The sequence below is a fragment of the Sporosarcina sp. YIM B06819 genome (genome assembly GCF_033485175.1).
Classification (GTDB): domain Bacteria; phylum Bacillota; class Bacilli; order Bacillales_A; family Planococcaceae; genus Sporosarcina.
The window spans coordinates 113,082-126,762 of the sequence record NZ_JAWLIQ010000011.1 but is presented as its reverse complement, the minus strand read 5'-3'; the positions used below and the strand labels follow the sequence as shown (position 1 = coordinate 126,762).

Below are 13,681 nucleotides of genomic sequence, written 5' to 3'. Positions count from 1 at the left end.
CTAAAAGATTGAAAAACCACTCTGTGATGCAGAGTGGTTTTCGTATTGGATAAAATAAAAGAAGTATTTCGGGAAACTGATTAATACCTGGACTTCGATAGAGTGCTTTGTGCAAGAGAACGCTATTCTGATTCCCGCTAGTAGTCTATGCAACCACTCCTGGGCATTTTTCCGAATTAGAAACGTCTGTGTAAAATCACACAACTATCCCATAATCCTACCGCTAACCTTTGTATTCTGCAATCGTACAACAAGTACTAAACCAAGCATTGCACCACTTATACTGGATACGAGAAATGGTGGTACGAAGAAGAAGGCGGTCATTGTGGTACCCATCAGTATTTTTGCGTAAGGCACCGCAATAAGTGAGGCGATAACGCCTGTCCCGATGACTTCTCCAACAGCTGCCAGCCATGTTTTGCCGAACTGCTTATACAACATACCTGCAAGGAATGCGCCAATCATGCCACCTGGAAATGCGAGCAGTGAGCCTGTACCGGTGAGTATCCGAACGAGTCCTGTCACAAAAGCGATAATGACAGCTGGAACTGGTCCGAGCATAATAGCAGCAATGACATTGACGGCATGTTGAATAGGATAGGCGCGTGCAATACCTGCCGGGAATGATACGAATGTGGAACCTGCAACTGCAATGGCGACGAACATTGTCATAATAACCATTTTTTTAGTTGTCATGATGAAATAACCTCCTTGTTTAATGCAATTTTGAAACGGCGAGCTGCGATATAGGGGTCAATGGTTGAAGCGATGGCTGAAATGATTGAGACGCCTGAAGCACCTGCTTCTAAGACCGGTTTAAAGTTAGCAATCGTAATACCGCCGATACCGACAATTGGCATGGCAGGGTAAAGGCGGCTCATCTCTCGAATGAAAGCAGTCCCGCTGACAGGTTTTGCATCTGCTTTAGATGACGTTGCATAGATGGGTCCCATTCCCACATAATCTGCACCCACTTCGATAGCCGCCAACATTTCCGACTCGTTGTGCACGGAAACGCCTAGTATCTTGTCTTTGCCAATTCGATCCCGTACTATTGCTGCCATTTCATCGTCTTGCCCAACATGCACGCCATCTGCATCAATGGCTATTGCTAACTCCACGTCATCATTGACGATAAAGGGTACGTTGAAGTGCCGACAAAGTGTCTGACAAGCTACTGCAAATGCTTGTTTTTCATCTCCAATTAAAGCACCTGGACCTTTTTCCCTTAATTGAAAACAGGTCACGCCACCCTGCAGAGCCGCTTCCAATACTTCTAGTGGCTTAGACGCCCCTGTATTGACGCTACCCATGATGAAATACAATTGTAGTTGTTGCTTAATCAATGAAAACAGTCTCCTTTCGTGTTGCTTCACTCCTTTGTCTATATGCCCAATGATTAGTCGGTCCATGTCCTGCCGTGCCGAGCGTTAAACCGTCAGTAATCGCTGCTTGGATAAACCGTTTGGCATCGACGACTGCTTCAGAAATGGGCATGCCTAGTGCAATCCCAGCGGTGATCGCCGCAGAAAATGTACAGCCGGTGCCGTGTGTATTTTGGGTGTGGATCCATTCGGAGCGAAGGGCAAGGCGTTCGCCATCTGCCGATAAAAATAAATCCTCCGCAAAGTGGACTCCTTGCCGATGACCGCCTTTCATCACGACAGCTCCTGCGCCCAACTGTAAAATACGATTTGCGGCTTCCTCAACATCTACATCCGATTCGATTGTCATGCCCGCTAGCACTTCTGCTTCTGGAATATTAGGTGTGATGACAGAAGCCATTGGAATCAAAAATGTTTTCAACGCATCTACAGCCTCCTCTAATAAAAGGGAAGCACCGCCTTTGGCAATCATAACGGGATCAATAATGAGCGTTGGCGTACTGTAAGATTGCAGCGTTTCTGCCACCGCACGAATGATGTCCGCGGAAAATAGCATGCCGCTTTTCACTGCTCCAACGTTGAAATCGTCTAGTACTGCTCGCATTTGTGCGGTCACGCCCGCCGCCTCAATTGGATAAACCCCGTGTACACCTAGTGTGTTTTGTGCTGTTACAGCCGTTAGTGCAGAGGTGCCGAAGACGCCTAACTCTTGAAATGTCTTCAAGTCAGCTTGAATGCCTGCCCCACCTCCACTATCGGACCCTGCTACTGTTAAAGCGATGGCTGTCATTCCACTTCACCTCCAAGGGCGTTCAAAAACTGAACTTGAAAATCACCAGGGCCTTCAGATTTTTCGGCAGCCCGTTGTCCAGCCCTCTTATAAAAAGTACATGCACTTGCCACCGCATCTATCTGATTTTCATTCGCGACAGCCAAAAATGCACCTGCGACTGCACTTAGTAGGCAGCCGGCACCTGTAATCTTAGCCATCAGTGGATGCCCGCCTCTAATGTGAAGCGTTTTGTTGCCGTCAGTTACAATATCGACTACGCCAGTAACGGCGACGATACAGTGGTGTCTACGTGCCACTTCCTCCGCAAGTGTGGCTAAATCCGCATCTCCCTGACCTGCATCGACGCCTTTTGCTTCCCATTTCACGCCTGCAATGGCGGCTAGTTCTCCTGCATTACAACGGATGAGCGTCACATCGACTTCATCTAAAATCCCTAAAACGGATTCTTTGCGGAATGCGGTTGCTCCAGCCCCGACAGGATCGAGAATGACAGGTTTGCCATATTGATTAGCACTTTTCCCTGCAAGTAGCATTGCTTTTACGGTTTCTCGTTTTAGTGTGCCAATATTTAACACGGTACAAGACGAGATGCTAGCGATTTCAGCCGCTTCCTCTACGGCATCTGCCATAACGGGTGATGCGCCGAGTGCTAGCAGGCCGTTCGCTTGGAAGTTGGCAACGACAATATTGGTGATGCAGTGCACGAGTGGTTGTTCTGTTCGTAATTGTTGGATCATTTGCTCACCACTCCCTCGTATGAGTGAATGGCCCACTGTTGTTTCGTCCAGGCCATTTCCCAGAACTGCCATTCATAATAGCTACTCTTATGGAAATGTTCTTTTAGCTGCTGGCGTCTCTCTGGTGAAACAGCTTCCGCCAGTTCATTCATCCGGGAAATTTGTTCTTGTACAAGCCCTTCAAACCATTCAGAACCGTATGTTTGAATCCATTTATCGTAAACGGGGTGATTCGGTTTAGCGTCTTTTAGTCGTTCGCCAATTTCGTAATACAACCAGTAACAGGGTAGCAACGCAGCAAGGATATCCGCTAAATCACCTTCGTGAGCTACGCGATACATATGCGAAACGTATTGATAGGCTGTCGGTGCAGGCTGAAACGAGGCTTGTTCCTCTTCAGTTACCTTTAGCATGGTGAAAAATGACTTGTGCAAGGACATTTCGGCACTACATGTCTGCTCTGCATGTACCGCAAAACGCTGTGTCGTCTTCAAATTGTTGGCCTTCACAGCACCAAGCGCTTGGATTTTTGCAAAATGGGACAAATAATAAGAATCCTGTTGCACATAAAACTTAAACACATCTAGCGGCAACGTGCCGTCCGCAACTCCTTTGACAAATGGATGGTCAAAGCTTCCTTGCCATAACGCATCACATTCCGACCGTACTTCTTCACAAAACGTCATCCTGCCCACTCCTCGTATCTCTAATTTTGAAAATCTGTGACATCCGCCGAAGGCTTTGGGTCACTATTCGGCGGGGTTTGAATTCCCGCTGAATAAAATTAAAAAGGCCGCCTCCCGATTGCAATCAGGAAGCGGCCCACGATGGTTTGGTCAATAAAAAACAGCGCGGTCCCACTTCCCTACGCTGGTATGATCCAGATCAGGTTCCAAGGGTCCGCATATTTATATGCGTCTCAGCCTTTTACAAGACTCCCCTAGTGGCAAAAAATATTCTATTTTCATCACAACTATAACATGAAATTGATAATTGACAAGATACAAATTATTTTTCGTTACCATTTTAAAATAAGTTTGTTAAACATATTGTTTTTAGAGTATTATGAAACTATTAATAAAGTATAGGGTGATCAATTTGAATGGTGTTCCGATGCTACAAATGACGCTGGCGATGGCAATTTTCGGTTCAATTGGATTCTTCACGGGAAAGACTGGGATTCCTGCGGTGGAATTAGTATTTGTTCGTTGTATTTGCGCCACGCTTTTTTTAAGCTTCTGCTGGATCGTCACAGGTCAACAAAAAGTGGAGGTTTGGAAAAAACGGGAAGTTGTGCAAACGATTATTTGTGGTGTCTTTTTAGTGTTGAATTGGGTGTTTTTATTCAAGGCATTCGAAGAAATGTCCATTACAGTTGCTATCACTCTTTATAATTTAGCACCGATTTTTGTACTAATCATAGGCAGCTTATTTTTGAAAGAAAAGATGACAGTGACAGCATTGCTGGCGATTATCACTTGTTTTCTAGGAAGTGTCTTCATTATCGGTATACGAAGTTTCACTTCGCTGACAGAATTCGTTGGTTCGGGTTTTGGCTGGGCTATTCTTTCAGCTGTGTGCTATGCAATGACGATGTTAATTGGGAAAGAGATTACGGGGCTAAGTGCGTATGCAATGACGTTTGTTCAAACTTCGATTGGCATTTTGATGTTATTTCCGTTTATGAACTTCACTGTATTCGTAGGGTTAAGCGATTCAAACTGGCTATACATCATTGGGACGGGCTTAATACATACGGGATTTGTTTATTATTTGTTTTTCAATAGCCTCCGGAAATTAGCAACAGTTGTCATCTCTGCCTTGGTATTTGTCGACCCGGTTGTTGCCATTTTACTTGATACGATTATTTTAGATTTCCATCCTTCTGGTCTGCAAACTATGGGCATCTTTCTTATTTTCGGAGGGATTGTCTATACAATTATCGGAGGAGAAAGTAAAACAGTTTGAATTTTGCCCCCATGTTTAACTGAGGATAAAGTACCTCACACTTATCATGAGGGAGGTGAATCCGGTGCTTTTTGAAATAAAAACCGTTGTGCATCAGGAAGATGTTATTTCATTCACATGGAATGATGTTGGAGGAATCTATCATGTTTATAAGGACGAGGAGCATGTATACGAGGGGACTGTACCGGAGTTTAGTGATGGTGATATTAAGCATGCAAAGCTCTTTACATATGCGATTGAGCGCGTAGAAAATGGGGAAGTTGTCGATGTGATTGCGTTGCAAACATCGGCGTTTGCTGAACAGAAGAATAAGGACAACCCACTTCAATCACTTGTCATGACAACGATTGTTGCAAAGACGCAAATCGCCTTGTCGTGGGAGGAAATGAGTGAAGTTGAGGACTATGACGTGTTTCGTAATGATATGTATCTGACAACGGTCAACAATAATTGTTACGTGGACCGGGATATTTCGTTGGATGAAACCTACCGTTATACGATTCGCTCAAAGCGTACACTAGCCCAGTCGGAAGATCGATTTAATGTCAGTAAGTCCATATTTTCAACTGCTTTTGGTCTAGTCAATCCGGCTTCGTCGAAAGAAAAGGCGGCGGTCGAGGTGTTTGAAATGTCGAAATGGATTGCTAAGCCGCGAGAATTGTTGGTGCCAGTTCAAGATCGGATACGCCGCCCGAATGTGGATAGATGGCAATTCCGCTATACAACTTTTTTGGCAGATCGATGGGTGACGAATCCGAATGTATTGGCGTGGAACCATTATTTTAAAGGGGATGACAGAGGGTTTGATGTGCATGGAGAAGGTTTTCGAACCCGTGTCCATATTGAGCTTGCATATGATCAGATTGGCACTCCGTTGACGTTCACGAAAGCTGTTGGACCGACGATTGCTTATAATCGTTTGAAGCAATTTCGTGAACAAGCAACCGCCTCTCATGAGGGTATTGTCTTGAAGCGTTTGGATCATAAGCAAGAGGAATCTGGATTTTTTATCACACATGCAGTCGGTAATCCTCTCACACCTGCACCGAAAATAGACTATGAAGTGCAGGCGGTACTGCGGCAAGATGGTACGTTTGATATGACCGGCTACCATGACCAAGCACCGCATCACGAAGTTTATATGATACGTGGAGAAGGCAATGAGTGGCTGCCGATTCACCAGGCAGAAAGTAAAGGCCTCGCCTGGATGTCACCAGTTATCGCCTGGCAATACTGGCGTTGTTCGAGTTTTGGATGAAGAACTATGGACTGTCAGTGGAAAAGCTGGACTGTCATGGCAAATGTTTAAACCGTAAGAGCAACGTCAAGAATTGTCATGGCAAATCGCCAAACTGATAGTGTAATGTCACAAAACTAGTACGCCAACTTTTAGTTGGCGAGCCAACCTCTTTGACAATGCTAATTCTCTTTGATAAAGTTTCCTTGAATTCGAGATAGTTTTATTGTATCTAAAATAGGGGGCTATTAGATGAAACATATATTCAAACAAGGAACGAATGCTTCGAAGCCGGTGTTGCTAATGCTTCATGGTACAGGTGGGACGGAAAATGATTTATTACCACTTGCCGATTTAATCGACCCGGAAGCCTCGGTATTAAGTGTTCGAGGGAATGTCCTTGAAAACGGTATGCCGCGCTTTTTCCGTAGATTAGCAGAAGGTGTTTTCGATGAGGAAGATTTAATTTTCCGTACGAAGGAATTGAACGAATTTCTTATTGAAGCTGCAGCAGAATATGGTTTTGATAGGACTAATATCATTGCAGTCGGTTATTCGAACGGGGCAAACATTGCGGCAAGCTTGTTGTTCCATTATGCAGGTGCTTTGAGAGGTGCGATTCTCCACCATCCGATGGTGCCAAGACGTGGTATTGATTTACCAGATTTAGCTGGAGTTCAGGTGTTTATTGCCGCAGGGAAAAATGATCCGATGTGTCCGGCGAAAGAGTCGGAGGATTTGGATGAGTTGCTAACGGGTGTAGGAGCGGAAACGGCTATCCATTGGGAGATGAATGGCCATTCGTTGACGCGTACAGAAGTCGATGCGGCGTCAGAATGGTATAACGCGAAGTTTGGAAATTAAAAGTACAAAAGAAACGGTGAATAATTTATGGGTTACTTATACAGACTGTTTGGCAAGATGACGGAAAAGGAGATGGGCAAGACGACAAACGTAAAAACAGCAATCGTCTATTACAGCTCGGGCGGTACAAACTATCAGTTGGCGCAATGGGCAGCGGAAGCAGCAAAAGAAGCAGGTTCTGAAGTAAGATTAGTGAAAGTAGCAGAAACAGCTCCGCAAGCTGTCATTGATGCAACGCCAAACTGGAAAGCGAATGTTGAAGCAACAAAAGACGTTCCTGTTGCGACAGGTGACGATCTTGAGTGGGCAGACGCGATCATCTTTAGCGTACCGACGCGTTTCGGAAACGTTGCTAGCCAATTCCAAGCCTTCGTGGATACATTGGGTGGCTATTGGTACCAAGGCAAGCTTGCCAATAAAGCGGTAAGTGCAATGACTTCTGCTGGAAATCCACACGGTGGACAAGAAGCAACCATCCTATCTCTTTACACAACGATGTACCATTGGGGCGCAGTTGTTGCAGCACCAGGATTCACAGATCCAGCTACATTTGCAGCTGGCGGCAATCCATATGGAACTAGCGTAACAGTTGGTCAAGATGGAAAAATTATCGAGGACGAAGTGGCGATTAAAGCGGCTGTTCATCACCAAGCGAAACGGACAGTAAAAGTTGCCGAAGCGATGACACATTTCAACGCGTAATACATGGAAAGCCGACCTGTGATGGGTTGGCTTTTTGAGTTTAGCTATAATTCATTCAAAGTAAAAAAGTTCACAAAATGATCTGTATATGATAGACTACAATTAAGTTAATAGATTCGGTTTGAGCTAATGAGAGACCTGACGACATTATTGCGAATATGCAGTGGTGTGTTCAGGTCTCTTTTTCATGGAAAAATTACAAAAGGGAGAAGATGAATATGGGTACATTTTCAGCTTTAGAGAGACAATCTACGTTTGAAAAAATGGCAGGTGAGCCATTCGATTTACTCGTCATTGGCGGGGGAATTACGGGTGCAGGTATTGCTTTAGACGCGGCAACGCGTGGATTGAAGGTGGCACTTGTGGAGATGCAGGATTTTGCATCTGGTACGTCAAGTCGTTCGACTAAATTGGTGCATGGCGGATTGCGCTATTTGAAGCAGTTTGAAATTAAGGAAGTGGCGGAGCTCGGCAAAGAGCGGGCGATTGTGTACGAAAACGGTCCTCATGTGACAACGCCTGAATGGATGCTACTACCGTTTCATAAAGGGGGTACTTTCGGTAAGCTATCGACGTCATTAGGACTACGAGTCTATGACTTTTTAGCAGGCGTGAAGAAGCGGGAGCGTAGAACGATGCTGTCACTAGAAGAGACAGTTCGTAAAGTGCCGATTGTCAAAAAGGATGGCTTACTCGGTGGCGGTGTCTATGTGGAATACCGCACGGACGATGCGCGTTTGACGATAGAAGTGATCAAGTCGGCGGCGGAAAATGGTGCAGTCATTACGAATTATGCTAAGGCGGCGCAGTTTATTTACGACGAAAAAAAGCAAGTAGTGGGTGCTGATATAAAAGATATGCTGACGGACAAAACCGTGTCTGTTCAGGCAAAAACAGTTGTTAATGCGACGGGGCCATGGGTGGATGATGTACGAGAAATTGACGGGTCTAAGAGCGAGAAGCACTTGGTTTTATCCAAAGGGGTCCACTTGGTATTTGACCAATCTGCTTTCCCTTTACAGCAGGCAGTCTATTTCGATACACCTGACAAACGCATGGTATTTGCGATTCCGCGGGATGGCAAAACGTATGTAGGGACGACGGATACATTTTACGATGCAAGCCGTGCGACGATCAAGATTACGGCAGAGGATCGTGCGTATGTCATGGGCGCGATTCACTATATGTTCCCGGAGTTACAAATTACTGAAAAAGATATTGAGTCAGGATGGGCAGGGATTCGTCCGCTTATTCACGAAGAGGGTAAAAATCCTTCTGAAATTTCCCGGAAAGATGAGATTTGGCAATCAGATACAGGTTTAATCACCATTGCAGGCGGGAAATTAACGGGTTATCGTAAAATGGCGGAAACGGTTGTAGGAATGGTTGTTGAAAAATTGAACGCAACGGACGACAAGCCATTTGGTCCATGCATCACAAAAAACTTCCCGATTTCGGGTGGTGATGTGGGTGGTTCTGCAAAGTTGCAACAATTTTTATATGCGAAGAATAAGCAAGCGCGGCGTTTAGGATTGAATGAACACCAAGGCCTCAAGTTGGCGAAGATGTATGGTTCTAATGTCGATGCTGTGTTTGGCCATTTGGCGGACAATGATACGACATTACCCCCGGTTTTATATGCTCAATTAATGTATGCAATTCACCATGAAATGGCTGTTAAACCGACTGATTTTTTTATCAGAAGGACGGGTGCATTACTATTCGATATCTATACTGTTTTAAAGTGGAAAGAGCAAGTGATGGCTGAAATGGCTACGATTTTTGGCTGGACTGAGGATCAGCAGACACGTTATGAAGAAGAATTACAGCAGGAAATTGTATGTGCGACGACTGCGGTCGAGTTATAATTGTTCGAAAGGGGAGTGAGAATATTATGCCTTTTCATAAACAAAAAATTTTACCGGCTTTGCGTAATTTGAAGCAACTTGAAGCATTGCTTAACAGCCCATATGAATATATAGTCTTGTTGGAAGTGCATATTAGTAATCTCAAAACGATAAAAAATGAAGCAGATCGCTATGGGAAAAAGATTATTATTCATGCGGATTTAATTCAAGGGTTAAAAACGGATGATTATGCCGCGGAGTTTCTTTGTAATGATATTCGACCAGCGGGTATTATTTCTACTCGGTCGAATATGCTTATGAAAGCAAAGGCCAAAGGGATCATTGCGATTCAAAGGATGTTTTTATTGGATACAATCGCTTTGGAAAAGAGTTATTCGCTCATTGAACGGACGAAACCGGACTATATTGAAATTCTTCCAGGTGTGATTCCTCAAATTATTAGTGAAGTACATGAAAGAACGGGTATTTCGATTATTAGCGGGGGACTGATTCGTTCAGAAGAGCATGTTCATGCGGCATTGGACGCAGGGGCGAAAGCTGTGACAACATCCAATCAGCAGCTTTGGGCAGCTTTTAAAAACGACAGCCAATCTTAATATTAATTTATTTTTCAAAATGTATTGACAATAGTTTGAATCTTTACTAAGATATGGATAGGTTAATAAGAAGTGGTTGAGCATTGAGGTCCACATTTATTCATCCCGCACAATGCGGATGTTTAAATGTGGATTTTTTTATGATACCACATGTAACCGCTTACCAGAAAAGGAGGAAGAGAGAATGACACCATTTTTAGGGGAATTGATCGGTACAATGATTTTAATCATCTTTGGGGCGGGTGTAGTCGGTGGTGTATTGATGAAGGATTCGAAGGCAGAAGGTGCTGGCTGGATTGTCATTACGCTTGGCTGGGGACTTGCTGTGACGATGGGAGTTTACGCAGTTGGGAATTTTAGTGGCGCCCATTTGAATCCAGCGGTAACACTTGGCTTGGCGTCTATCGGAGAATTTCCATGGGCTGATGTTCCAAACTATATACTTGCACAGATTATTGGGGCTATTCTGGGGTCAGTGATTATTTACTTCCAATACTTACCTCACTGGAAAAAGACGGAGGATCAAGGTGCGAAACTAGCTGTGTTTGCGACATCACCTGCGATTCGCCATCCATTATCAAATTTAACGAGTGAAATGATTGGGACGTTTGTCTTGCTATTAGGTCTTTTGATGATTGGTGCGAATGAGTTTACAGAAGGATTGAATCCGTTAATTGTTGGTGCACTTATTGTTGCAATTGGCATGTCACTCGGTGGAACAACTGGCTATGCTATTAATCCAGCACGTGATTTAGGACCAAGAATTGCACATTTCTTCTTGCCGATTGCCGGTAAAGGTTCATCCGACTGGAGTTACGCATGGGTACCTATCGTAGGTCCAATTCTTGGCGGTACGTTCGGTGCACTATTCTATCAACAAGTTTTCATAGGCGTCAATAGTGTTGCATTTTGGGTAGTTGGGGCCGTTGCATTGGTAGTTCTGTTAGGCGCACAATTAACGCTTAAAAAAGAGGAAGAAGTAGTTGTGAAACAAAGAGTTGCCAAGAGCGCATAACATTAAAAATAGAATTTGGGGGAATCTAACATGACTGAAAAATATATATTAGCACTTGACCAAGGAACAACGAGCTCACGGGCTATTTTATTTGATCAAAAAGGAGAGATTTTTCATTCGTCTCAACAGGAGTTTACGCAGTATTTCCCACAATCAGGTTGGGTTGAACATCGGGCAGACGAAATATGGAGTTCGATTTTAGCCGTAATTGCAGGCGTATTGTCAGAGAAAAATATCAATGCCAATCAAATTGCGGGCATCGGTATTACAAACCAGCGTGAGACGACTGTTGTCTGGGATAAACATACAGGGGATCCAGTTTACAATGCTATTGTTTGGCAATCAAGACAAACTGCCGATATTTGTGAAGAGCTAAAAGCGCAGGGCTATGATGACATGGTTCGCGATAAGACGGGCTTGCTCATTGACGCTTATTTTTCAGGCACCAAGGTCAAATGGATTTTGGATAATGTAGAAGGTGCGAGAGAAAGAGCGGAGCGAGGCGATCTATTATTTGGCACGATTGATACATGGTTGGTTTGGAAATTATCTGGCGGTAAGACGCATGTGACGGACTATTCCAATGCTTCGAGAACATTAATGTACAATATTTACGACTTGCAATGGGATCAGGAATTACTAGATATGTTAGGTGTGCCGGCATCCATGCTTCCTGAAGTTCGCCCTTCCTCTGAAATCTATGCGCATACAGATAGCGATTTGTTCTTTGGTCACGCAGCGCCTATCGCGGGAATTGCAGGCGATCAGCAAGCCGCGTTGTTCGGTCAGGCGTGCTTTGATAGTGGTATGGTGAAAAACACATACGGAACAGGCTGTTTCATGCTAATGAATACAGGTGAAAAAGCAGTGAAGTCTGAGCATGGCTTGTTGACGACGCTGGCATGGGGAATTGACGGCAAAGTGGAATATGCGCTCGAAGGTAGTATCTTTGTGGCGGGTTCAGCAATTCAATGGCTTCGGGATGGGCTACGGATGTTCAGAGATTCTGCAGATAGCGAACGCTATGCAGATCGAGTAGATTCAACGGAAGGTGTTTATGTAGTGCCGGCATTTGTTGGGCTAGGCGCACCGTACTGGGACAGTGATGTCAGAGGAGCTGTTTTTGGATTAACGAGAGGCACGTCGAAGGAACATTTCGTTCGGGCAACTTTGGAATCACTGGCTTATCAGACAAAAGATGTGCTGGATGCAATGGAGGCAGATTCAGGGATTACATTGAAAGCATTGCGTGTAGACGGCGGCGCTGTCGCGAATAATTTCTTAATGCAGTTCCAAAGTGATCTGTTGAATGTGCCAGTGGAACGCCCGGTCATTAATGAAACAACGGCATTAGGTGCGGCTTATTTGGCAGGTTTGGCTGTTGGATTCTGGAAGGACCGTTCTGAAATCGCAAAGCATTGGCATCTTGATCAACAGTTCCAGCCGGGAATGGAGCAAGAAGTACGTGAAGAAATTTATGGCGGCTGGCAAAAAGCCGTTCGTGCAACGATGGCTTATAAATAGGTTTACTATGACTGCGACGCAAAAAAAACGGAAAAGCCATTTCGGCTTTTCCGTTCCACTCTTCACTTATTCCCCAACAACATATTCTTAATATCATAATCCGCTTTCACTTCATCCAACCAATTAACATACTCGGTCTGCATTTGTTCTTCAATCAATAGCTTTTTGATGTCTTCTTTACTATCTTCATAAACAGCTTCTTTTGCTGCTTTTTTATCGGTGACGTGAATGATGTGGTAACCATGTTCTGTTTTCACAGGTTCGCTCACTGCACCAATCTCCATTGAAAATGCAGCTTCTTCAAATTCAGCAACCATTTTACCGCGCCCAAAATAGCCTAATTCTCCGCCTTTTGAAGCGTTTGCTGTATCCATCGAATATTCCTTGGCAAGTGCTACAAAATCTTCACCATCGGCTAGTTTTTTCGCAACTTCTTTCGCTGTTGCTTCATCTTTCACTAAAATATGACTGGCTTCAACTTGGTCTTCAGTGCTAAGCGTTTCCTTATTTTCATCGAAATAGGCTTTGATATCCTCGTCTGTGATTTCGATGCGTGGTTCAACGACTTTTCGGATAGATAAATATTCAGTAATGCTGTCTTTGAAGTCCTTTTCGGTGATGCCGCTTTGTTCTAACGCTGTGGCAAAGGCTTCTTCTCCACCGTTACTTTCGACATGCGTTGCAAACTCAGCTTCTACTTCTTCATCAGAAACGGTTACTTTTTCTTTTTTCAATTCCATTGCAATCACTTTATCTTCAATCATTGCATCGAGAGCTTGTTGTCCAGACGCTTTGACAAGCGTGTCGTACAATTCCTCTTTGGTGATTTTTTCACCGCCAACAGTTGCTACGATTTCTTCTTTTTCTTTTGAACACCCCGTTGCCATCACAAGGATGACGGCAATTACTAGCGGGAATAGCCATTTCTTAGTCATGTATTCTCCTCCAAAATCATTGATTACCCTCATGGTACATTGTAAATATGAACAAAT

Annotated in this window: 14 protein-coding genes and 1 riboswitch; of the genes, 8 read left to right on the top strand and 6 right to left on the bottom strand. The window is 44.2% G+C overall.

Annotated elements, in window-relative coordinates:
* Nucleotides 1-204: 204 nt before the first annotated feature.
* From thiW to tenA, 5 genes are read right to left on the bottom strand one after another with little or no spacing between them, the layout of a single operon-like run.
* On the bottom strand, nucleotides 205-696 hold the full coding sequence (gene thiW, locus R2B72_RS09325) for an energy coupling factor transporter S component ThiW (RefSeq protein WP_318616212.1): 492 nt from the start codon (nucleotides 694-696) through the stop codon (nucleotides 205-207).
* Nucleotides 693-1,346 carry a thiamine phosphate synthase gene (gene thiE / locus R2B72_RS09320; protein WP_318616210.1) on the bottom strand — a complete coding sequence of 218 codons (654 nt, stop codon included), beginning with the start codon at nucleotides 1,344-1,346 and terminating at the stop codon, nucleotides 693-695. The genes thiW and thiE overlap by 4 nt, the downstream gene beginning before the upstream one ends.
* A complete protein-coding gene (gene thiD, locus R2B72_RS09315) occupies nucleotides 1,339-2,175 on the bottom strand; it encodes a bifunctional hydroxymethylpyrimidine kinase/phosphomethylpyrimidine kinase (protein ID WP_318616209.1) in 837 nt (278 codons plus the stop codon). The genes thiE and thiD overlap by 8 nt, the downstream gene beginning before the upstream one ends.
* On the bottom strand, nucleotides 2,172-2,915 hold the full coding sequence (gene thiM / locus R2B72_RS09310) for a hydroxyethylthiazole kinase (RefSeq protein ID WP_318616208.1): 744 nt from the start codon (nucleotides 2,913-2,915) through the stop codon (nucleotides 2,172-2,174). The genes thiD and thiM overlap by 4 nt, the downstream gene beginning before the upstream one ends.
* A complete protein-coding gene (gene tenA, locus R2B72_RS09305; protein ID WP_318616207.1) occupies nucleotides 2,912-3,601 on the bottom strand; it encodes a thiaminase II in 690 nt (229 codons plus the stop codon). Before tenA ends, thiM begins: the two co-directional genes overlap by 4 nt.
* A 159-nt stretch (nucleotides 3,602-3,760) precedes the next feature.
* A riboswitch (TPP riboswitch) is annotated at nucleotides 3,761-3,867 on the bottom strand.
* Between the two features lie 137 nt (nucleotides 3,868-4,004).
* Between tenA and R2B72_RS09300 the strand changes: the two genes are divergently transcribed.
* From R2B72_RS09300 to glpK, 8 genes are all read left to right on the top strand, one after another.
* Entirely contained in the window at nucleotides 4,005-4,883 is an 879-nt protein-coding gene (locus tag R2B72_RS09300) for a DMT family transporter (protein WP_412177818.1), read from the top strand.
* Nucleotides 4,884-4,947: 64 nt separating this feature from the next.
* On the top strand, nucleotides 4,948-6,141 hold the full coding sequence (locus R2B72_RS09295) for a DUF3238 domain-containing protein (protein ID WP_318616205.1): 1,194 nt from the start codon (nucleotides 4,948-4,950) through the stop codon (nucleotides 6,139-6,141).
* 231 nt (nucleotides 6,142-6,372) lie between these two features.
* The gene (locus R2B72_RS09290) at nucleotides 6,373-6,984 is read left to right on the top strand and encodes an alpha/beta hydrolase (RefSeq protein WP_318616204.1); all 612 of its coding nucleotides are present in this window, start codon (nucleotides 6,373-6,375) and stop codon (nucleotides 6,982-6,984) included.
* Between the two features lie 27 nt (nucleotides 6,985-7,011).
* Nucleotides 7,012-7,686, top strand: coding sequence for an NAD(P)H:quinone oxidoreductase (gene wrbA, locus R2B72_RS09285; RefSeq protein WP_318616203.1), 675 nt, complete (start codon nucleotides 7,012-7,014; stop codon nucleotides 7,684-7,686).
* A 218-nt stretch (nucleotides 7,687-7,904) separates the two neighbouring features.
* Entirely contained in the window at nucleotides 7,905-9,554 is a 1,650-nt protein-coding gene (locus tag R2B72_RS09280) for a glycerol-3-phosphate dehydrogenase/oxidase (RefSeq protein ID WP_318616201.1), read from the top strand.
* Nucleotides 9,555-9,580: 26 nt separating this feature from the next.
* Nucleotides 9,581-10,150, top strand: a complete 570-nt coding sequence (locus R2B72_RS09275) for a glycerol-3-phosphate responsive antiterminator (protein ID WP_318616200.1) — start codon at nucleotides 9,581-9,583, stop codon at nucleotides 10,148-10,150.
* Nucleotides 10,151-10,334: 184 nt separating this feature from the next.
* A complete protein-coding gene (locus R2B72_RS09270; protein WP_318616199.1) occupies nucleotides 10,335-11,165 on the top strand; it encodes an MIP/aquaporin family protein in 831 nt (276 codons plus the stop codon).
* A gap of 30 nt (nucleotides 11,166-11,195) precedes the next feature.
* On the top strand, nucleotides 11,196-12,689 hold the full coding sequence (glpK, locus tag R2B72_RS09265; RefSeq protein WP_318616197.1) for a glycerol kinase GlpK: 1,494 nt from the start codon (nucleotides 11,196-11,198) through the stop codon (nucleotides 12,687-12,689).
* Between the two features lie 62 nt (nucleotides 12,690-12,751).
* On the opposite strand, the gene R2B72_RS09260 is transcribed toward glpK, so the two are convergent.
* Nucleotides 12,752-13,624, bottom strand: coding sequence for a peptidylprolyl isomerase (locus R2B72_RS09260; protein ID WP_318616196.1), 873 nt, complete (start codon nucleotides 13,622-13,624; stop codon nucleotides 12,752-12,754).
* Nucleotides 13,625-13,681: the final 57 nt, after the last annotated feature.